Here is a 20,212-nt window from a genome sequence, read left to right as displayed (position 1 = left end):
TCGCCGGGATTGTCTCCTACCCGCTGGGCAAAAGGCTGGGCACGATCGTCACGATACCGGGGAAGAACCACAAGATAGCAAGCCCCAGAACCTGGATCAGGACGAAGGGTATGATGCCTCTGTAGATGTGCATCGTCGTGACTTCTTTCGGCGCCACGCCGCGCAGGTAGAACAGTGCAAATCCGAAAGGCGGTGTGAGGAACGAAGTCTGCAGGTTCACCGCGATCATGATCGTCACCCATTTCGGATCGAAAGTGCCGCCATAGATGACCGGGCCCACGATGGGGATCACGATGTAGATGATCTCGAGGAAATCCAGCACGAAGCCCAGAACGAACAACACCAGCATCACGATCAGGAAGACCTTGAACTCGTTGTCGAAGCTGCGCAGGAATTGCTGGATGTAATGCTCTCCCCCGAAAGAGATCACCACCAGGTTCAGCAGTTGCGAGCCGATCAGGATGGTGAACACCATGGATGTGACCTTGGCCGTCTCGCGCACGATCGGCGGCAACACCCCCGAACGGAAAAGCACCCAGCAGGAATAGAGAATGCCGAACATCGCGAAGTGATAGGCGCCCTGGGCCACCAGGAAGGCGATCCAATCCTCCGCAGGGACGGTTTCGCGTGCGATACGCAGATCGAAATTCACCCCGACAAGGATCATGATCACGATCGCGAAAGCGGCAAGGATGATCGTCCGGCCAGAACGGTTCTCGTCTTTCAGCTTGCGATAGGCCGCAAGCATCAGCGCCCCGCCCGCCCCCAGCGCAGCCGCCGGCGTGGGGTTGGTGATGCCACCCAGGATAGAGCCGAGAACCGCAACGATCAGAACCAGCGGCGGAAAGACCACGCGCAGCAGTTCCGACTGCCCAAGCAGGCCGACGGCGTGGCGCGCACCGTAAAGCGTCATCGTCAACGGCAGGGCCAGGATCACGAAACTCGTACCCGGTGTCGCATCCGGCGCGATCAGCAGCGCGTCAGCCAATAGCGCCAGCACAACCCCCGCGCCCCCGACCACCAGCGGTCGCGGATCGCCAGCGGGCGCCATGCCACGCCCGGTCACCAGCAACAGCGCCAGAAACACCAGTGCCGTAAGAACCGAGGTCGAGATCGGCGCGGCTGCGGCAATCTTTTCTGCGCGGATCTCGGCGATTTCCTCGGCGCTCAGACGGCGCGACTCGATCGCGCCACCGCTTGCGTCGATGGCCTGCTGTTGGGCAACCGCGCGATCCCATTTCTCCTGCCCGTGCAACTCGATCATGGAAACCTTGCACTGCTCGGAGACATTGGTCCTCAAGGTGGCCGCTTCGCTGTTTCCGGTGACGGAACTGACCGTCAAATCCTGGCTGCCGGCAAGCCCGGCATAGGTTGCCAGGACCGCCGCGGCGATCAGCCCGGCGGGTGCCGCCAGGAACCAGGTCAGCGCCTCGCCCCGGTCGCGCGCCACCCCGCCTTGATCGGCCATGCGGACCGGCGGAGCCTTGGAAGGATTCAGCAACGCAAAGCCGAAAGCATAGGCCGCGTAAAGGACGGCCAACAAGATACCCGGCAGAATCGCGGCCTGGAAAAGCGTTCCGACCGACACGACCGCGGCCTCGCCAAGGTAGGTCAGCGCATCCGAACAGCCAGCCATCTGGGCGCGCTGTTCCTGGGCGGCGGAATAAAGGTCACCCGCCAACGTGCCCAACAGCACGATCACGATCGAGGGCGGTATGATCTGTCCCAGCGTGCCAGAGGCCGCGATGACCCCCGTTGCCAGTTCGGGCGAGTAGCGATTGCGCAGCATGGTAGGCAGCGACAGAAGGCCCATCGTAACAACCGTGGCCCCCACGATCCCGGTAGAGGCGGCCAGAAACGCGCCCACCACAACCACCGAAACCGCAAGCCCCCCCGGCAGCGGCCCGAACACGCGCGCCATCGTGGTCAAGAGATCGTTGGCGATCTTTGAGCGTTCCAGCGTGATCCCCATCAGCACGAACATCAGCACCGCCAGCAGCGTCTCGATCGACTGGCCCGCCAGAACACGTTCATTCATGCGGTTGACGATGAAACTCAGATTTCGGTCCATCGCGGTTTCCCAGCCCTGCGGAAACAGCGCGACATCCACCGTTGGCAGATCGGGGAACCTGAAATGCGAAATCGTGTCGGGATGGACACCTTGCGAAATCAACGCGCCATAAGCCGCGCTACCGGTATCGATGGCCTGGTGAACCAAGATCCCGGCACTGTCCAGCGCCGCGATGATCCCGAACGAGATGACCGCCGAACCGCCGATGGCAAAGGCCACCGGAAAGCCCGACAGGATGCCCCCGAAGAGGCAGAGGAATACGATGATCAGGCCGAGTTCGACCCCGTCCAGTCCGAATAGCATGTCGCCAGCCCTGCCTCTTTAATGCGTGCCTTCGTAGGCTTCTTCGCCCGCGCCAAGCGTGTCGCGGTCCAGGTATTTTCCAGCGCTGTCCTCGCCTTCGACATATTCGAGGAAGGACCGGTAGAAAAACGCGATGGCCTGTAGGAATACCAACCCCGCAAAGGCGACCAGCAGCACCTTGAACAGGAAATAGCCGTTGAATCCGTTGGGCGAGAATCCGATCGTCTCGACATTCCAGCGTACCGCGCGGGCCTTCATCAACAGACGATCAAGCGTGTCGCTGGCCGAGGGCTTGGGCGTTATGAGATGACGCCACATGAAGAACCAGGCATACATCCACGTCAGCACCGCCGCCGGCATCATGAAAAACAGCGATCCGAACATGTCGATCGCCCGTTTCGTACGATGGCTGACGCTGGAATAGACGAGGTCCACGCGCACATGCCCCGCCTGCACGAAGGTATAGGTGGCGCACAGGCAAACGATCATCGCGTTATACAGCTTAAGCTCTTCGCCCCACCACGACAGATCCTTGGCAAAGGAATAGCCGAACGGTCCGAACTGGATTTCCGCAACGCGAAAGATGCGTTGCAGGAATACGATCATGATTTGTTGCAGCACCATCAACAGGCCAGCCCAGGCAAAGAAACGCCCAAGCGTATTGGCAAATCCTTCCAGCACGCGCACCGTGCCCCACATGATCTGCCGTCGCCACAGACCCAATGCCGTCAGCACCAAAAAGGCGGTGAACACGACGAAGAAGAACTCCACCGAGCCGCCGTAATAGACAAAGCGCATGATCGCTTGCTTGTCTGACCAATCCAGCCACAAGCCCGGATGCATGATCGCATATCCGAAATTGTAGAAGGACAGACCGATATTCTGAAAGATCCAAAGAATGCCGTCCAGCATTCCCACCCCCCGGTCGTGCCGCCGTCGGGGCGGCCTTTTTCAAGCGGATGCCCCCGGACCGTTGCCGGACCGGGGGAACCATTGGCGAGACAGCTCGCCGCTCAGAGGCCGCTCACGCGGTCGCGCTGTGCCGTAAAGATGGCCTGCGATCGCCCGTTCCACGCGGCCGAGCTTTTCAGCGAGGCCATGTAGCTGTCATAGCATTTCTTGTAGAGTTCATCGCCCATCGGCTCGGCCATGACCTCGGCTGCCGCTGCGCCGAAGGCATCCCAGACCGCGTCCGAGAATTCCAGCACCCGAACGCCACCAGCCTGGAGACGCTGCAACGCGGCAGCGTTGTTGGCCATGAACTGCGACATCGACCAGGTGTTGCAGGCCCCGGTCGCCTGTTCGACCGCGGCCTTTTGCGACGGGGTCAGGCTTTCGTAGACGTCGAGATTCATGGTCATGTTCAGGTTCGGCCCCGGCTCGTGGAAACCGGCGGTGTAGTAAATCTTGGTGATCTCGAAGAAGCCGGCCTTTTCATCGGCCCAGGGGCCAATCCACTCGGTGCCATCAATGGCGCCCGAGGCAAGCGCCTGGTAGACCTCGGAACCGGGCAGGTTCTGGACCGAGGCGCCCAGCTTGCCCAGCACCTGGCCACCTTGGCCGGGCATACGGAACTTCAGACCCTGGAAATCCTCGGGGCTGTTGATTTCCTGGCGGAACCAGCCACCGGACTGCGGGCCGGTATTGCCCGCCGGGAAACACTTGAGCGCAAAGATCGAATACAGTTCGTCCGCCAGTTCGCGCCCACCAGCATGATGGAACCAGTTGTTGAACTCCTGGAAGGTCATGCCGAACGGGATCTGGCTGAAGAAGGAAAGCGCCGGGTGCTGACCGAGGAAATAATAGTCGACACCGTGATAGATATCGGCCTGTCCGGCCGAAACCGCATCGAACACCTCGAAAGCGCCGACAAGTTCGCCCGCAGCCTTGAGATCGACCGTCAGCTGCCCGTCGGTCGAGGCGGTAATCGCATCGGCACAATATTGCGCGGCATCATGCACACCGGCCAGCCCGCGCCCCCAGGTCGTGACCATGGTCAGCGTGCGCTTGCCCTGCGCATAGGCGGGCGCGGCAAGCGTGGCGGCCGCGGCTGCCGAGCCGCCAAGCGCCGAAGTTTTCAGAAAGGAACGACGATCCATTAAGTAATCCTCCCGGTTGGAGCCCGCCCCGAGGACGGGCGGATCGTTTTTGGTGCGCGCAATCTAGCCTCTGGTCCGACGCAGATAAATAGTCAGAAACGCCTGCGGGGGAAAAATCTGTAAGATGACTTTACCAATTCAGACAAAATTCCCGGCATGCCTGCCGCCTCGCGCACGCATGCCGGGCATGACGTTCGCGCAGAGGTCAACTTGATTCGGCCCGGCAACACCGTGCGACCGCGGCGCCGGACCGCTGAACTGGCTGAGAAACTGTAGTTGCCGCCGCTCACAAGCCGCATCATCGTCCCCCGACCAGTTCGCCGCAGGGCGGGAACCTCATCCCTGCCCCATGGACGACAACACAGGCAAAGACAATCGAGTCCTCTTTGCGAGAAATGCGCAAGAGCCCCGCTTTTCGCAACAAACGGAAAGGAATCTTTGTCTTGGAACAGCATTATTCATCCATTTCCGGTTGACCGGAAGATACACCCCCCATAGTGTGCCGCGCAGACAAGATAGGAGCCCCGGGCATATGGGACGGAGCCTTGTAGTAATTACAGACAGGCGCATGGGCGGATAAACCGACCCTGGGTCTCACCCCATGCGCCCCCGCCCAAACCGGGGGCTTTTTTATGCCCGGCCGACGCAGAGCACGGAGACAGAGATGACACAAATGACCGGCGCGAAAATGGTTGTCCAGGCGCTCAGGGACCAGGGCGTCGAGGTAATCTTCGGCTATCCGGGCGGCGCCGTGCTTCCGATCTATGACGAACTTTTCATGCAAAGCGAGATCCAGCACATCCTGGTGCGCCATGAACAGGGCGCGGTCCACATGGCCGAGGGCTATGCCCGCTCGACCGGCAAGCCCGGCGTCGTGCTGGTCACCTCGGGGCCGGGTGCCACCAATGCCGTCACCGGCATCACCGACGCGCTGATGGATTCCATTCCGCTGGTCGTGCTGACCGGGCAGGTCCCGACATTCATGGTGGGCAATGACGCGTTTCAAGAGGCCGACACGGTCGGTATCACCCGCCCCTGCACGAAACACAACTGGCTGGTGAAGGAAACCGACAAGCTGGCCGATACGATCCACCAGGCGTTCCATGTCGCCACCACGGGGCGCCCTGGGCCGGTGCTGATCGACATCCCCAAGGATGTGCAATTCGCCACCGGGACCTATGTCGAGCCGCGCGCCGCGCGCACCGGCCATTACCAGCCCCGCGTCAAGGGCGACCGCGAGGTGATCACCCGTCTGGTCGAGGCGATCGAGACCGCCGAGCGGCCGATTTTCTACACGGGCGGCGGCGTCATCAACTCGGGCGATGCCGCAACGCAGCTCTTGCGTGAAATGGTAGACGCCACCGGTTTCCCGATCACGTCCACCCTGATGGGGCTGGGCGCCTATCCCGCCTCCGGCAAGAACTGGCTGGGCATGCTGGGAATGCACGGGCTTTACGAGGCCAACCTCGCGATGCACGATTGCGACCTTATGATCAATATCGGCGCCCGCTTCGACGACCGGATCACCGGGCGCGTGGCCGATTTCAGCCCGAATTCGCGCAAGGCCCATATCGATATCGACCCCTCGTCGATCAACAAGACGATCCGTGTGGACATGCCCATAATCGGCGACGTGGCACATGTGCTTGAGGACGCGCTGAGGATATGGAAATCGCGCGGGCGCAAGGTCAACAAGGAGGGCCTGGCGCGCTGGTGGGCCCAGATCGAGGAATGGCGCAAGGTCGAGTGCCTGCGCTACAAGGGGTCCGACAAGATCATCAAGCCCCAATACGCGCTTGAGCGGCTGGAGGCTCTGACCAAACACCGTGCCGACCGCTATATCTGCACCGAGGTCGGCCAGCACCAGATGTGGGCTGCGCAGTTCCTCGGCTTCGAGGCGCCGAACCGCTGGATGACCTCGGGCGGCCTCGGCACCATGGGCTACGGACTGCCGGCCTCGATCGGCGTGCAGGTCGCGCACCCGGACGCGCTGGTCATCAACGTGGCCGGCGAAGGCTCGTGGCTGATGAACATGCAGGAGATGGGCACCGCGATCCAGTATCGCCTGCCGGTCAAGCAGTTCATCCTGAACAACGAACGCCTCGGCATGGTGCGGCAATGGCAGTCGCTCTTGCATGGCAACCGCTATTCGCATTCCTGGTCCGAGGCGCTGCCCGATTTCGTCAAGCTGGCAGAGGCCTTTGGCGCGAAGGGCATCAAGTGCGCGGACCCGGCCGACCTGGACGACGCGATCGCCGAGATGCTGGCCCATGACGGGCCGGTGATCTTTGACTGCCTCGTGGAAAAGCACGAGAACTGTTACCCGATGATCCCGTCGGGCGAGCCGCATAACCGGATGCTGCTGGGCGAAGACAGTGGAGAAGACGCGATCAAGGCCGGCGGCGCGGTGCTGGTATAAAGCGGGAGGGGGGCTGTCTGCCCCCCGTCCCCGGCCGGGGCCGGGGACTCCCCCCGAGGGTATTTGGACCAAGAAGAAGAGACATGGCAGCAGCACTCAACATCCAGAAGGGCACGTCGAAGCACTCCGCCTACGACCTGCGCGACCCCAATGCCGAGGCGATAGAGCGCCATACGCTGGCGGTGATCGTCGACAACGAGGCGGGCGTCCTGGCCCGCGTGATCGGCCTGTTCTCGGGCCGCGGTTACAATATCGACAGCCTCACGGTGGCCGAGGTGGATCACCATGGCCATACCAGCCGCATCACCATCGTCACGACCGGCACGCCCGCTGTGATCGAGCAGATCAAGGCGCAGCTAGGGCGCATCGTGCCGGTGCACGAGGTGCATGACCTGACAGTCGAGGGCCCCTCGGTAGAGCGGGAACTGGCCTTGTTCAAGGTGACGGGCGGCGGCGAGAAAAGGGTCGAAGCATTGCGCCTGGCCGATATCTTTCGTGCCAATGTGGTCGATTCCACGCTTGAGAGTTTTGTCTTCGAGATCACCGGCACGCCGCAGAAGGTAGATGCCTTTGCCGAGTTGATGCGCCCGCTTGGCCTGGTCGAGATGGCACGCACCGGTATCGCGGCCCTGTCGCGCGGAAGCGCGGGCGCCCCTTAGCTTAGGGCGAGGATCGCCCGCGCGCGATCCGCACGAGACCGCGCCGCGCAGCGCCAAGCCCGGCGCGTAGCGCGGCGGGTGTGACCACCCGGCGCGCCCTGCCGATCCCCAGAAGACGATACAGCGCCAGCGCCACCAGCGCGGTGAAGAGCGTTGACATGACCACGTCGCTGAGAAAATGTCGCCCCAACGCCATACGTAGCCACGACACCCCCCCGACCACCGCCACCGCGACCAGAAGCGCGACGACGCGGCGCAACACGGTCAGGTTGGCCCAGCATAGCGTCAGCGCAACGATGGCAAGACAAGCGGCCAGCGCCGCCTCGCCCGAGGTATAGGAGCAGTTCCTGGCACATTGATCGGTGAACACGCCCGCGGGTGTGAAAACCAGCTCGCCGCCGAACTGTTCTATCGTGGCGGGTCGGGCGCGGCCCGAATGGGCCTTGAGCACCAGGTTGACCAGGATGCCCGGCGCCAGGATGACACTCGACGCGAAATAGGCCCAGACCCGCAACCAATCCCCCCTGAGCCGGCCCAGGATCATCGCCCCGAGCCCCCAGAGGATCAGCGCGATCGCACCGAACTGGAACGTCTCGCGGATCGCTCCGTTCAAACGCGGCAACACGGGATGGCGAGCCGCCGCAAACCCCTGTGTGCCATCGGCCAGCGCCCCGGAGGCGGCCAGGTCCAGCCAAGGGAGCGCGGCGAAAAGCGCCTGTGCCGCGACCGTCAGCATCAAGACAGCGATCAACAGCCGGGTATAAAGCGGATCATCCATCGCCATCCCCCGCCGCAAGACATGCGGGGCTGTCGATGACTCGCATAACAAAGCCTTGCCCGGCCGCATAACCCGGCCCGGCATCATGGTGCGCCGTGAAAATTGCCTGCCCTGCGCATATCGCGGCGCCGGAAGTGCCCACGCGCGCGACGATCGCCGCGGGCATCGCATCGCTACCGGGGTCAAAGGGGAACATCAACTCCCAATGGTTGCGCGCCCCCCCCTCATGGGGAAGGGCCCGCACCGCCAGGCCGCGTGGCGCGGCCGCCCAACTGAGATCGGCCAGAAGACTGCGCGACCCGGCCAGGAGCGTGTAAACGCCCTGCGCCCCGGCCTGCGCCATAACCCAGTCCGAAACGTCGCCATGGCCCAGATAGCGCGCCAGGACCCTGTCCCCGTTAGGCAGTGTCCAGCCGGTGCCATATACACGCGCAACCGGCAGCCCCAATGACAGAACCGTTCCCAGCCCGACGGACAGCAGGGCAAGACGAGGGCGGCGATAAAGCACCTCGGCCGCCACGATCACCCCGGCAGCAGCGAAAGAAATCGCCCAATTGGCAAGAACCCGGCCAGTCAGCGCCTGCACCAGCACGATCAGAATCGGCAGGGTCGAGGCCACGGCCAACCCAGCCAATGCCCCCCGACCCGCGAGATGGCGCAACCCGACCAGCCAAGACGCGAAGAGGATCGGGCCGACCACGCCGAATTGCTCGGCAAGGAAGCGAACGGTGCCCCCCAGGTGCAGCGACAGGCCTGAATACTCGGCATCCTCTACCAGGTGCTGGGCGGTGACAAACCCGTGGGATGCGATCCACCACAGGTTAGGCGTGATCAGCGCCAGCGCAAAGCCCGCCGCAATGCTCGTCGCGCGCCAGCCAATCCGCCAATCCGGGCTCAGCGCCGCCGCGCACGCCATCCCGGCCAATGCATAAAGCATGGCGTATTTCGACAGCAGCCCCAACCCGATCGCCACCCCCAGCATGACCGGCAACGCCCATCCCCGGCCTCCGCGTGCCGCGATCGCATGTTGCGCCAGCAATGCTCCTGCAACGCAGGTCAGAAGCGGCGTATCCGTTGTCATCAGCGCCGAGCCCAGCGTCACGGCGGGCATGGTGGCATAGCTGACCGCCGCCAGCGCCGCCGCGCGCGGCGTGACCAGCCGAAGCGCGAGGGCAAGGATCAGCAAGGCCGTCACCGCATGCAGGAGCGGCGCCAGCACCCGCACCGCAAACACGCTTTGGCCAAGAACGGAATCCGCAGCGCCGATTAGCCAACCGATCATCGGCGGCTTGGAATAGGCCCCAAAGGAAAAATCCTGCCCCCAGAGCCAGTATTGCGCCTCGTCCGTCGACAATTCCGTTGCGTCATGATAGCCCCAGACCAACCGCCACAGTGTCAGCGCAAGGACCGTGCCGACCGCCACGGCCGCGGCGCGTGCCCGGTCCGCATCACCGGAATGCAGGCTATCGGTACTCATCGTGTCATCCGGCCGACGGGCCGCTCGATGTCGGCTCAGGGGCGCGTGACAGATCCACGGCACGCACGGTCTTGCGTCGGCGGATCAGCCAATAGACGCCGGCCAGGTCGACGATCCCGACCAGGGCGCGGTGCAAGTTGGAATATTTCGACCGCCCCGCCATGCGCGCCGCGTGGCTGACGTCGACATGGGCGATCTGCCAGCCGTCACGCGCAAAAAGCGCCGGCAAGAACCGATGCTGGTGGTTGAAGAAGGGCAGCGAGAGATAGGCATCGCGGCGAAACGCCTTCATGCCACAGCCGGTATCGCGCGTCCGGTCTTTCAGGATCGCCCCCCGAAGCGCGTTGGCCAGGCGCGAGGCCAGGCGCTTGGACAGGGTGTCGCGCCGACCCACGCGTTGACCGGCGACAAGCGCGAGGGCGGCCGGGCTTTCGGGGGCGGCCAACGGGGCGATCACCTTCGGCAGATCGGCTGGCGGGTTCTGCCCGTCACCATCCAGCGTGGCAATGATCGCGGCGCGCGCGGCCAAAACACCGGAATGCACCGCCGCCGACTGGCCGCCTGCCTGCGGGTGGGCCAGCACCCGCACCCGTGGATCGTCGCGCGCCAGCGCCTGCGCCACCTGCCGGGTATTGTCGTGCGATCCGTCATCAACCAGCACGACCTCGTAGAACCATCGTCCCTCCAGCGCCGCACGGATACCATCGACAAGCGGCACGACGTTGGGTTCTTCATCATGCAGGGGAATGACAACCGACACCTGCGGAGCCGTTTCCGGCGCCGGGCCGGCCGCGTCGGTCTGGTTCGGCGGATACGACAATGCGGTCATGGCGGGCCTCGGCGGGACAGGTTGGGCGCATAGATCAAAGTTGGGCCAAGCCTGTCAAGCATCCCGATCCCGCGCCGCCAGTCGTGCCAGGTCATGCGCCGACAGGACCAGCCGTTCTCCGTAAGCAAAGCGCCGCTTCCAATCGGGATCCTGCCCCAGCAGGTGAACCGCCGCGCGCATCTGCCCGGCATGGGCCACGGCCAGCCAACCCTGCGCCGCGCCGCAGCGAGCCAGAAACTCCGCCACGCGCCCGGCAAAGCGCGCCACGCTCTCGCCGCCATGGGGCCGGGCATGCCAGAAATCCGAGGCCCAGGCGTCCAGCTCATCGCGCGGCACTGCATCCCATGCCATCCCCTCCCATCGGCCGAAATCGATCTCGGTCAGTTCCGGCACCACCTCGACCGACAGGCCGCGAGCCTCACCGATCCGCTCGGCCAACAGGCGGCAGCGCCGCAAAGGGCTGCTCAGCAGGCGGCGGATCGGTGGCAAGGCGGTGATCGTCGCCGCCGCCTCGGCCTCAAATCCGGGCCCCGGAGGCAGGTCCAGCCGACCGTAACAGGTGCCCGGCGCCACCTCGGGCGCGGTATGACGCAGCAGGATCAGACCCATGCCAAAAGTCCGAGATAGATCGCGATCTCCATCAATTGCTGGATCGCGCCCAGGCCATCGCCGGTCTGCCCCCCCAGCCGCCTTTGCAACATAGCCATAAGCCAAAGCGATACCACAACCGCCGCCACAATCGCGCTTAGCGTCGCGGCCAAACCCGCCCACATGGTCAGGATCAGCACCGCCAGCCCCCCCGTGCCCCATGCGATCGTCCAGCCGCCTGGCCCCGGCCCCATGGCGGCGAACCCCGCCTTGCCCTCTGCGCGCGCGTAGGGCAGCCGGGCCGATACGACCAGAACGCCCAGCCTGCTCAGGCAATGCGCACCGATCAGCGCGGCGGGCGCAACCGCACCCAATCCGACCAGCGCCCCAACCTTCAGCCCCAGTGCCAGGCCCAGCGTCACCGTGCCGTAACTGCCGATCCGGCTGTCGCGCATGATGTCCAGCGCGCGCTCGCGCGTCTGGCCACCGCCCAGCCCGTCGGCCATGTCTGCCAGCCCGTCCTCGTGCAACGCACCTGTCAGGCGCACCCCGGCCGCCACCGCCAACAAAACCGCGACAACCGGCGGAAAAACCAGCCAAGACAAGACCACGACGAGTGCCAGAACCGCGCCGAGCGCCAACCCGACAGCCGGGAAATATCGCGTGGCATGGGCCATCCGCAGCGGCGTATAGCCGGGATCGATCGGCAGCGGCACGCGGGTCAGAAACTGCACCGCCAAAAGCGCCAGCCGCCCCTGCTCGCTCAAGCGCTCTTTCATGACTGCCGCGCCACGCCCGCATCCTCGAAGCTCGCCATCTCGTTGAGCATTGCCGCCGCTGCCTTGAGAAGCGGCCAGGCCAGCAACGCCCCCGTCCCCTCGCCAAGGCGCAGTTCCAGCTCCAGCAGCGGCCGCGCCTTCAGCGCCTCCAGCAACACCGCGTGCCCCCGCTCCTGCGACCGGTGGGCAAAGACCATGGCGCCTCGGCAAGTCGGTTCCAGCCGCGTCGCCGCCAGCGCCGCGGCCGTCGCGATGAACCCATCCACGATGACGATCCTTCCCGCCGCGGCCGCGCCCTGCATCGCCCCCGCCATCATGGCGATCTCGAAACCGCCATATTCGGCCAGTGCCTGCGCGGGCGCCAATTCTCCTGTCCGCGCCGTCGCCCGTTCCAGGACCGCCCGCTTGTGATTTAACGCGGCATCGTCCAGGCCGGTGCCGCGTCCCACCAACTGCTCCAGCCCCGCGCCGGTCAGCTTGTGGCCCAGCGCCGCCGCCGTCGCGGTATTGCCGATCCCCATCTCGCCAAAGGCAACCGCGTCCCAATCTCCCTCGGCGCCCAGCGCACGCCCCGCCCCAAGAGCCTGCGCGCATTGGGCCGCGCTCATCGCGGGGCCGTTCAGGAAACTCATCGTGCCCGCCCCCACGCGCCGGTCGATCAACCCCTCGACCTCCATAGGGGCACCGGCAATCCCGGCATCGACGACCTGCAACCCCACCCCCACGCTGCGCGCGAACACGTTCGCCGCCGCGCCGCCGCCGAGGAAGTTCAGCACCATCTGCCGCGTCACCTCCCTGGGAAAGGCCGACACGCCTTCCTCCGCAATCCCGTGATCGGCGGCAAATATCGTCAATTGGCACCGCGCCATGCGGGGCGTCAGCGATGACTGAACCCTGCCGATCTGCGCGGCAAGCGCCTCGATCCGGCCAAGCGAGCCGGGAGGCTTGGTCTTCAGGTCGATCTTGCGTTGCAGCGCGTCGGCAAATGGTGTCTCAAGGCTCATGATCGCTCCTGTGTGTCTGTCCCGCGCTTTCTAAGGCGCGCGCGCCGGGGCAGCAATCGCCAAGCTCGTCTTGACCAAGGATCATCAATGCGCCCGCCCTGTCTTCTTCTTGGCCCAAATACCCAGATCCCGCGGCCGTTCGCCCCGTCCCGCCACCGGGAAAGAGACAGAACATGACACGCGCGCTGATGATCCAGGGCACCGGCTCGAACGTGGGTAAGTCGATGCTGGTCGCCGGACTGTGCCGCGCGGCCTTGCGCCGGGGGCTCTCGGTTGTCCCTTTCAAGCCCCAGAACATGTCCAACAACGCCGCAGTAACCGCCGATGGCGGCGAGATCGGGCGCGCGCAGGCCTTGCAGGCCCGCGCCTGCGGCCGCGAACCCCTGAACGACATGAACCCGGTCTTGCTCAAGCCCGAGACCGATACCGGCGCGCAGGTCGTGGTTCAGGGGCGCGCCAGGGGCGCGTTGCGCGCACGCGATTACGGCGCGCGCAAGCACGACCTGATGCCGGCGGTGCTGGACAGCTTTTCCCGCCTATGCGCCAGTTCAGAGCTGGTCCTGGTCGAGGGCGCAGGCAGTCCGGCCGAGATCAACCTGCGCGCGGGTGACATCGCCAATATGGGCTTTGCCCGCGCTGCCGGTGTGCCAGTCGTGCTGGTAGGTGATATCGACCGCGGTGGCGTGATCGCGCAGATCGTGGGCACGAAGGCAGTGTTGCCCTCGGCCGACGCCGCGATGATCCGGGGTTTTGCCATCAACAAGTTCCGCGGCGACCCCTGTCTCTTCGACGATGGATACGCGATGATCGCGGCGCGGACCGGCTGGCGGGGCTTTGGCGTGATCCCGTGGTTCGACGGCGCCGCACGCCTGCCTGCCGAGGATGCCGTCGACATGGCCGGCGCGGCCCGTGCCCGCGGATTTCATGTCGTTTGCCCTATGCTGTCGCGGATCGCGAATTTCGACGACCTGGACCCGCTGAAACTCGAACCGGGCCTGCGCGTCAGCATGGTGCCGCCAGGACAGGCGCTGCCCGGCGATGCCGATCTGGTGATCCTGCCCGGCACGAAATCCACACGCGGTGATCTCGCCTTCCTGCGCGCACAGGGATGGGATGTCGACCTTGCCGCCCATGTGCGGCGCGGGGGGCATGTCCTGGGGCTGTGTGGCGGCTATCAGATGTTGGGCCGACGCATCCTCGATCCCGAGGGCCTGGAAGGCGTGCCGGGCGAGACGCCGGGGCTGGGCCTGCTGGATGTGACGACACGGATGCGGGCGGACAAGACCCTCAGCCGGGTTGGCGCCATCCATGCCGAGACCGGAACGACATTCTCGGCCTATGAAATCCATATCGGCGCAACCGACGGTCCCGACCGTGCCCGCCCCTTTGCCCATGTTGCGGGCCAACCGGAGGGGGCGGTCTCACGATGCGGCCGCATCAGCGGAAGCTACCTGCACGGGCTATTTTCCGAGGACGGTTTCCGCCGTGCCTGGCTGGGCAGGCTTGGCATCAAGGGCGGCGACGCCGGATATGACGCCACGGTCGAGGACACGCTTGACGCACTCGCGGCCCATCTTGAAGCGCATATGGATCTCGATGCGCTTTTCGCCTCGGCCACCAGGCTGCCCACCGAGGGTCAATAGTCACGCTCGAACACCATCCCGATCCCGGTATCGCCCTCGGCGCCAAGGGTTCCGCGCAGGCTGATATCGCGTGTCACGTCCAGGTTCAGCGTAATGGAACTGCGCCCTTGGTCATCGACCGTCACCTCGGAATAGACATTTTCGGAAAGGTATTTGCCCAGCCGCAACTCGGTTCCGCCGCCTTGTGTCCCGGCAATATCCAGATCGTCCAGACCGGTGCCCTTGCGCAGCTGCGACAGCAACCCGCCGCCACCGCCGCCGGCAAGCTGGGCCACCGCGCCGGCAAGCTCGGCGGCCTGAAGGGCGGAAAGATTTTGCAAACCCTGGCCGAACAGGAGTCGCGACAGCACTTCCTCTTCGGGCAGGTCTGGTTCCGAGGTGAAACGGATCTCTGGTGCGTTCGCCGGGCCCTCGAGCACCACCCGCGCGATGAAATCCTCGTTCTGGCTGGTGGCCTCGAAATAGAGATAGGGATCCAGCGCGCCTTGAAGATCGATCCGGCCCTCGCTTAGGTCAAAGCGTCTTGACAGGATGTCGAGCCGCCCGCGGATCAATTCGAACCGGCCCTCGGGGGCGACATCGGCAGTCGTGCCGCGCAGGTGGACTCGCCCGCCAAGCTCCGCATCAAGCCCACGGCCGCGGACGAATATCTGTCCCGGCGCCGCGATGACCAGGTCCAGCGGATAGGGCCGCCCCGCCCTGCCCGCATGCCCGACACCGCTCAGACCGGCCCGCGCGCGCGTTGCCTCGACTGCCGCCGAGGCGCCACGATGTGCAATCACGGGTACTGGTCCACCACCACCGGGACTGGCGGAGGGTACCGACACCTCGCTTCGGCCGATATCGATCCGCCCCCCTATGGTCGCACCGCCCGAAAGAGGCCCCGAGACACTCACCCGGCCGTTCAGCCGCGTGTCATAAAGCAATGGATCGCGCAGCCCGGCCTGGTTCAGCGTCACTGTCAGATCGCCGGGGAACGGCGCTCTCAGATCCAGGGTGCCCCCGACCCCCAGGCGCCCTCCGCCAAGCCCGCCCGACAACGCAACCCGGGCACGCCCGCCAGCCAATGTCACCTCGCCGCCAAGACCGTTTACCGAGGCCGACAGGTCGGGAACCGAAAGCCGTGCATCCTCGGTCGAAATTCGCCCCCTGAGCCCGGAAAGACCCGGCGCACCATCGATCGAGAGATCGAACTGCGCCACGCCCTCCAGGCTGCGCGGGGCGATCACGGCATTGGCAAGTGAAAGGGGTAATCGGCCATATAGCGCCAGCGCAACCCGACGCGCATCGACCGAGACCGTGCCATGCGTGCGGGCCGTGATGCCGCCCGGCCCTTCGAGGCCGAGATCGAGCCGCACCCCATTGCCCAAGGGCGCCATGCTGCCGCCAAGCGTCACCGCACCAGGCAGACCGGGGACAAGCATGGCAAGGTTGACAAGCCGGGCGGTCAGATCGACGGAACCCGACGCAGCACCGGAGGCGCCATTGGCAACCGCCCGGGCCGTCAGCCCGGCACTATCAAGCGCAAGTTCCTCTATGATTGCCACCCCACCTCGGCGCGCCACGCGGAGATCCATCCGGCTTTGCCCGCGCCAAAGCGCGTCCGTCATCCCGAGCCCCAGCGCGAGATCGCGCGCCTTGATCCGCAGGCCCAGTTCCGCCGTGCCCGCCCCCCGCATCGCGCCACCGGCCGTGATCTCGGCCTCCAACTGCCCGTCCAGCCTGCGCCCAGCGAGCGCGGAAAAGGCTGCAAGCCTTGGTATGTCCAGCGAGACGCGCAAATCGACGGGCATTGCCGGGTCATCCGGGGTGACAGTGCCCTGCGCGTTGAAACTGCCGCCCGCGGCCGTGGCCGCGAGATGGTCCAGCCGCACCGGCCCGCCTTCCTGCCAGCCAATCCGCGCATCGACCGCCCCCGGACCGTCCAGTCCGGGGGCGACCGGGCCGAGGTCGGGGGCACGGGCGATCACCGTCAGACCCGCCCGCGCACTCGATAGCATGCCCGCCACATCCAGGGTGATGCCAGGTGTCGCGACCCTGAGCCCGCGCAATCGCGTGCCGGCCGTGTCGCGCAGCGCCGAAAGGCGCAGATCGCCTGCTCCCGTCAATAGCGGATCAAGCCGGGGGGTGCCCGTCACCAGATCACGCGAACGGGCCGACACGGCAAGGTCGAATACCCCGCCCAGCACGGTATAGCTGCCGCTGAGTGCGGCCTCTGCCGTCCCGCCAAGCCCGCGTCCCGCAACCGATGCAAAACGCGACAGATCGGACGCCGACAGATGCACCGCCCCCTCGACCGGGAATCCATCGGCAAGCGACCCAAGCATCGCATTGCCAGTCAGTTCGACATCGCCCGCGCTCAGGCTCAGTGCGTCAAGCCGCGGCGCAGCACCCTCCTGCCAGGCCAGACGCGTCTTGGCCGTGACCGACGGCCCCAGCGCCTTTTCAAGCGCGGGGTCATCATGGGCGATACCCGAGACCGCCAGCGCAAGATCGCCGCTCAGCAGATCCTGTGCAATCCGTCCCGTCCCCGACAGGCGCGCGTTCTTCAGCAGCAGCCCGTCGCGCGCCAGCCCGGCCAGGTCCAGCGCGATGCTCCAGTCCTGGCCTGTAGCGGCATCGAAACGCGCGCGCAGCCCGGCCCCGTCCAGCACGGTTTCAGGACCGGGCAGCGGCAGCGCGACCGGCCCGGCAAGACGCCCGTCCAGAATCACTCGCCGCGGCATCCCACTGGGCCCCAGCGCAAGGCTTCCGTCAATCTGCAACGCCCCGGTCGACAGCATAAGACGATCAACATCGATATCGCCGCCCGACAGGCGCGTGCCCTCGACGTTGACCGACGCGGTATCGCCAAAAAATGGACGCAGACGCGCCGCGACCAGCGCGCCGACATCGCCACTGGCCGACAGCGCAAAGCGCCGAGCCTGCGAGGACGCCGGCGGCGCGGTCAGCGCAAAAGTGCCGGACAGGCGCGCGACACCGTCGGTGGCCAGCGTCATTTTTGCCGCGAAATCCGAAAGCGGCCCATCCCCCGCGACCGAAAGCTCCACGGCCGGGGCGCCCGGCACTCCGAGAATGCCTGAAACCAGGCCGCCTTGCGCCTCTGACAGATCAAGATCGAGATCCAGCTCACGCGTTTCGTTTGAAAAACTTACATCTACAAAAAAACTTGCAACGGCATCGGAACGGGTCGCCGAAAGCCGCATACGGCCCGCACCACCGGCAAGGCCCAGCGTCCCCTCGATATCGAGAACCGCACCCTGGCCCAGCAATGCCTCGCCCAGAACAAGGCGTGGCGTCCTGATCTTGCCGATCTCTATCGACACCGGCAGATCAGGCAAGGCAAAGGGTTTCGCCTCGGAGCGTTTCACACCCTCTGGGCCGCTTTCGGGCAGCCGCGCCAGTTCGATCCGCTCGGCTGAAAGCTCGGCTATTTCCAGTCGGCCCCGCAAGAGTGCCGCGCGCGACCAGTCGAGCACGACGCCCGAAAGGGTGATCCAGATACCATCGCCATCGGCGATGCTGAGTTCATCCAGTGTCGCGCGGGCCGAAAGCGCGCCCTGAAAGCCGCTGACGGTAACGCTCCGGCCCGCGCCCGACAGCCTTTCCTCGAGAAAGCGTTCCAGAACCCTGCCGCCCTCGTCGGTGACGGGCGCCTGTTGCGCCCAAAGCGGCAACGCGCACATCATGCAGAGGAGGAACGCAAAAGCCGCCCGCATCAGAACGCCTGCCCTATACCGATATAGAGCTGCAACCCGTCGCCGGTCGTCCCGCCAACAGGCCCCGCGATATCCAGGCGGATCGGACCGAACCCCGTATCATAGCGCACCCCCACGCCCGCGCCGGAATGCCACTCGCCGCTACCGTCCAGATCGCCCGCGACATAGCCCGCATCGGCAAAGGCGACCACGCCGAAAGGCCCCGTCAGCGCCACGCGCGCCTCGGTGGACAGCCCCGCAAAGGCACGCCCGCCAACGCGATTACCCCCCCCCAGATCGACGGCGAGGGATTGGTAGGGCTGACCACGAACCGATCCGCCGCCACCGGAAAAGAACAACAATGAGGACGGCACGCCAGAGGTCGAGGCACCGGCGATTGCCCCCAGTTGCAACCGCCCCGCCAGGACCACCCGCTCGCCCATTGCACGGTAGGCGCGGGCATCCGCACTCATCCGCAGCCCGCTTTCGGCGCCGCCCCCAAGGGCCACGATCGGGGTCAGCCCACCGGCGAAATAAACCCCTTCCCTTGGGTCAAGGGGATCGTCGCGTCCGTCCCAACTCAGCCCGATGGGCAGCATGACATGGCTCATGTCACGCTGTCCCAGGTCATCGGTTACGTCGGAATAGTGCAGATCGAACGATATATCGCCCGACAAGCGATCGGAAAAGACATGCGCAAGCCCCACACCGAAACGGCCCGTATCTTCGCGGTAATCTGGTTCGTCGAGGGTTTCCAGCGCTGCATGGACAAACAAGCCCGTATCGGGATCGAAGGTAGCCGGCCGGTCAAAACGGGTAGACAGACGCGCATCGACCCCATCGCCGGTATCGGCACCCAGCCCGGAAATCTCGGCGTCAAAGCGCAATCGCTCGGCACCGCCCAACAGGTTGCGATGCAACCAGAATCCCGACAACGTCATCCCCTCAAGAGAGGACAGCGTTCCGCCAAGACCCAGCCGCCGCGGTTTCGCGTCCGCCACCGACAGGGCAATGTCCATGCTGTTGCCGGGACCAAGCGTTTCGGCCTCTTGCAACCGGACCGAGGCAAAGGCACCGGTACGGCGCAGGCGTTCGGCACTGATCGCAATGGCCTCGGGATCGAACCGCGCGCCCTCGGGCAGGCCGGCAATGTCACGCAGACGCTCGGGGCGCACCGCACTTTGTCCGCTGATATCCAGCCTGCCAAACCGGACCACCGGCCCAGGCGCGAGGCGTAGATCGGCATCCAGAACCTGCCTTCCATGATCGGCCATTAGCGACTGCGCCTCTACCGCCGCCTTGGCATGGCCCGCCCCGCGCCAGCCATCGATACTGGCCTCGGCGGCTTTTCGGATCACGCCGGTCGCGGCAGGCATGCCCAAGGCAAAACCGTCGGGTAATTCGGTGCCGGCCGCAAGAGGTCCGATCGCGACCCGGCCAAAGGTAAAGGGGGGCCCCGGATCGACATCGATCTGCAACCGCACAGGCGGCCCGCCCAAGGCAAGCGGCGCGATATCCGCGGCCTCGTGCCCGTCCAGCCGGATATGGATCACCGGCCCGAAATAGCCGTGCGCATACAGCACGCCGATCAACCTGGAGTAATCGGCGCGGGCAGTGGCCAGGATCTCTTGCGCGCTGGCATCGGTCCGGTTCGCGGCCTGAATGCTCAGCGCCGATGCGGCCAGGGCGCGACGCAGTTCCGCCGACACACCGGGCGCCGAGAGCGAGGACTCTATCGCCCTGACCGGCGCGGCGAACAGCACGCCAAACGCCAGAACGGCCAGGAATCGGATCAGGGGCGAGTCGGTCACGCGGTCTCCTTCGGGACCATATTGCGACAAGGGACGCCCTAGCGAAAGGCGCAG

The 20,212-nt window shown here is 65.4% G+C and carries 14 protein-coding genes; 3 read left to right on the top strand and 11 right to left on the bottom strand.

Annotation, left to right across the window (positions count from 1 at the left end; translation table 11 throughout):
• Nucleotides 1-16: 16 nt before the first annotated feature.
• The 3 genes from EV663_RS02910 to EV663_RS02900 form a co-directional block, all read right to left on the bottom strand.
• Nucleotides 17-2,374, bottom strand: coding sequence for a TRAP transporter large permease (locus EV663_RS02910; RefSeq protein WP_132950251.1), 2,358 nt, complete (start codon nucleotides 2,372-2,374; stop codon nucleotides 17-19).
• 18 nt (nucleotides 2,375-2,392) lie between these two features.
• Complete coding sequence (locus EV663_RS02905; protein WP_132950250.1) at nucleotides 2,393-3,286, bottom strand: TRAP transporter small permease subunit; 894 nt, start codon at nucleotides 3,284-3,286, stop codon at nucleotides 2,393-2,395.
• Between the two features lie 101 nt (nucleotides 3,287-3,387).
• The gene (locus EV663_RS02900; RefSeq protein ID WP_132950249.1) at nucleotides 3,388-4,473 is read right to left on the bottom strand and encodes a TRAP transporter substrate-binding protein; all 1,086 of its coding nucleotides are present in this window, start codon (nucleotides 4,471-4,473) and stop codon (nucleotides 3,388-3,390) included.
• 664 nt (nucleotides 4,474-5,137) lie between these two features.
• On the opposite strand from EV663_RS02900, the gene EV663_RS02895 reads away from it, so the two are divergent.
• Nucleotides 5,138-6,892: an acetolactate synthase 3 large subunit gene (locus EV663_RS02895; protein WP_132950248.1), complete on the top strand. Its 1,755-nt coding sequence runs from the start codon at nucleotides 5,138-5,140 to the stop codon at nucleotides 6,890-6,892.
• Between the two features lie 83 nt (nucleotides 6,893-6,975).
• Nucleotides 6,976-7,551: an acetolactate synthase small subunit gene (ilvN, locus tag EV663_RS02890; RefSeq protein WP_132950247.1), complete on the top strand. Its 576-nt coding sequence runs from the start codon at nucleotides 6,976-6,978 to the stop codon at nucleotides 7,549-7,551.
• A gap of 1 nt (nucleotide 7,552) precedes the next feature.
• Here ilvN and EV663_RS02885 read toward each other — a convergent pair whose 3' ends face one another.
• Genes EV663_RS02885 through cobT form a run of 6 tightly spaced genes read right to left on the bottom strand, consistent with a single transcriptional unit; the run spans nucleotide 7,553 to nucleotide 13,006 of the window.
• A complete protein-coding gene (locus tag EV663_RS02885) occupies nucleotides 7,553-8,329 on the bottom strand; it encodes a phosphatase PAP2 family protein (protein WP_165910114.1) in 777 nt (258 codons plus the stop codon).
• Nucleotides 8,322-9,806, bottom strand: a complete 1,485-nt coding sequence (locus EV663_RS02880; protein WP_132950245.1) for an ArnT family glycosyltransferase — start codon at nucleotides 9,804-9,806, stop codon at nucleotides 8,322-8,324. The genes EV663_RS02885 and EV663_RS02880 overlap by 8 nt, the downstream gene beginning before the upstream one ends.
• 4 nt (nucleotides 9,807-9,810) lie before the next feature.
• On the bottom strand, nucleotides 9,811-10,635 hold the full coding sequence (locus EV663_RS02875) for a glycosyltransferase family 2 protein (protein WP_132950244.1): 825 nt from the start codon (nucleotides 10,633-10,635) through the stop codon (nucleotides 9,811-9,813).
• 54 nt (nucleotides 10,636-10,689) lie between these two features.
• On the bottom strand, nucleotides 10,690-11,244 hold the full coding sequence (locus EV663_RS02870; protein ID WP_132950243.1) for a histidine phosphatase family protein: 555 nt from the start codon (nucleotides 11,242-11,244) through the stop codon (nucleotides 10,690-10,692).
• Nucleotides 11,235-12,002: an adenosylcobinamide-GDP ribazoletransferase gene (locus EV663_RS02865; RefSeq protein WP_132950242.1), complete on the bottom strand. Its 768-nt coding sequence runs from the start codon at nucleotides 12,000-12,002 to the stop codon at nucleotides 11,235-11,237. Before EV663_RS02865 ends, EV663_RS02870 begins: the two co-directional genes overlap by 10 nt.
• On the bottom strand, nucleotides 11,999-13,006 hold the full coding sequence (gene cobT, locus EV663_RS02860; RefSeq protein WP_132950241.1) for a nicotinate-nucleotide--dimethylbenzimidazole phosphoribosyltransferase: 1,008 nt from the start codon (nucleotides 13,004-13,006) through the stop codon (nucleotides 11,999-12,001). Before cobT ends, EV663_RS02865 begins: the two co-directional genes overlap by 4 nt.
• A gap of 173 nt (nucleotides 13,007-13,179) precedes the next feature.
• On the opposite strand from cobT, the gene EV663_RS02855 reads away from it, so the two are divergent.
• Nucleotides 13,180-14,649, top strand: coding sequence for a cobyric acid synthase (locus EV663_RS02855; protein ID WP_132950240.1), 1,470 nt, complete (start codon nucleotides 13,180-13,182; stop codon nucleotides 14,647-14,649).
• Here EV663_RS02855 and EV663_RS02850 read toward each other — a convergent pair.
• Nucleotides 14,643-18,368, bottom strand: coding sequence for a translocation/assembly module TamB domain-containing protein (locus EV663_RS02850; protein ID WP_132950239.1), 3,726 nt, complete (start codon nucleotides 18,366-18,368; stop codon nucleotides 14,643-14,645). The genes EV663_RS02855 and EV663_RS02850 overlap by 7 nt on opposite strands.
• Nucleotides 18,368-20,158, bottom strand: coding sequence for an autotransporter assembly complex protein TamA (locus EV663_RS02845; protein ID WP_132950238.1), 1,791 nt, complete (start codon nucleotides 20,156-20,158; stop codon nucleotides 18,368-18,370). The genes EV663_RS02850 and EV663_RS02845 overlap by 1 nt, the downstream gene beginning before the upstream one ends.
• Nucleotides 20,159-20,212 lie beyond the last annotated feature (54 nt).

The organism is Rhodovulum bhavnagarense, from assembly GCF_004343505.1.
In the GTDB taxonomy this organism is placed as follows: Bacteria; Pseudomonadota; Alphaproteobacteria; order Rhodobacterales; family Rhodobacteraceae; genus Rhodovulum; species Rhodovulum bhavnagarense.
This window is presented reverse-complemented; position numbering and strand designations above follow the sequence as displayed.

Excerpts from the sequence above, each read along its gene's own strand:
- EV663_RS02910 (WP_132950251.1), bottom strand. The coding sequence starts at position 2,374 with ATGCTATTCGGACTGGACGGGGTCGAACTCGGCCTGATCATCGTATTC.
- EV663_RS02905 (WP_132950250.1), bottom strand. The coding sequence starts at position 3,286 with ATGCTGGACGGCATTCTTTGGATCTTTCAGAATATCGGTCTGTCCTTC.
- EV663_RS02900 (WP_132950249.1), bottom strand. The coding sequence starts at position 4,473 with ATGGATCGTCGTTCCTTTCTGAAAACTTCGGCGCTTGGCGGCTCGGCA.
- EV663_RS02895 (WP_132950248.1), top strand. The coding sequence starts at position 5,138 with ATGACACAAATGACCGGCGCGAAAATGGTTGTCCAGGCGCTCAGGGAC.
- ilvN (WP_132950247.1), top strand. The coding sequence starts at position 6,976 with ATGGCAGCAGCACTCAACATCCAGAAGGGCACGTCGAAGCACTCCGCC.
- EV663_RS02885 (WP_165910114.1), bottom strand. The coding sequence starts at position 8,329 with ATGGATGATCCGCTTTATACCCGGCTGTTGATCGCTGTCTTGATGCTG.
- EV663_RS02880 (WP_132950245.1), bottom strand. The coding sequence starts at position 9,806 with ATGAGTACCGATAGCCTGCATTCCGGTGATGCGGACCGGGCACGCGCC.
- EV663_RS02875 (WP_132950244.1), bottom strand. The coding sequence starts at position 10,635 with ATGACCGCATTGTCGTATCCGCCGAACCAGACCGACGCGGCCGGCCCG.
- EV663_RS02870 (WP_132950243.1), bottom strand. The coding sequence starts at position 11,244 with ATGGGTCTGATCCTGCTGCGTCATACCGCGCCCGAGGTGGCGCCGGGC.
- EV663_RS02865 (WP_132950242.1), bottom strand. The coding sequence starts at position 12,002 with ATGAAAGAGCGCTTGAGCGAGCAGGGGCGGCTGGCGCTTTTGGCGGTG.
- cobT (WP_132950241.1), bottom strand. The coding sequence starts at position 13,006 with ATGAGCCTTGAGACACCATTTGCCGACGCGCTGCAACGCAAGATCGAC.
- EV663_RS02855 (WP_132950240.1), top strand. The coding sequence starts at position 13,180 with ATGACACGCGCGCTGATGATCCAGGGCACCGGCTCGAACGTGGGTAAG.
- EV663_RS02850 (WP_132950239.1), bottom strand. The coding sequence starts at position 18,368 with ATGCGGGCGGCTTTTGCGTTCCTCCTCTGCATGATGTGCGCGTTGCCG.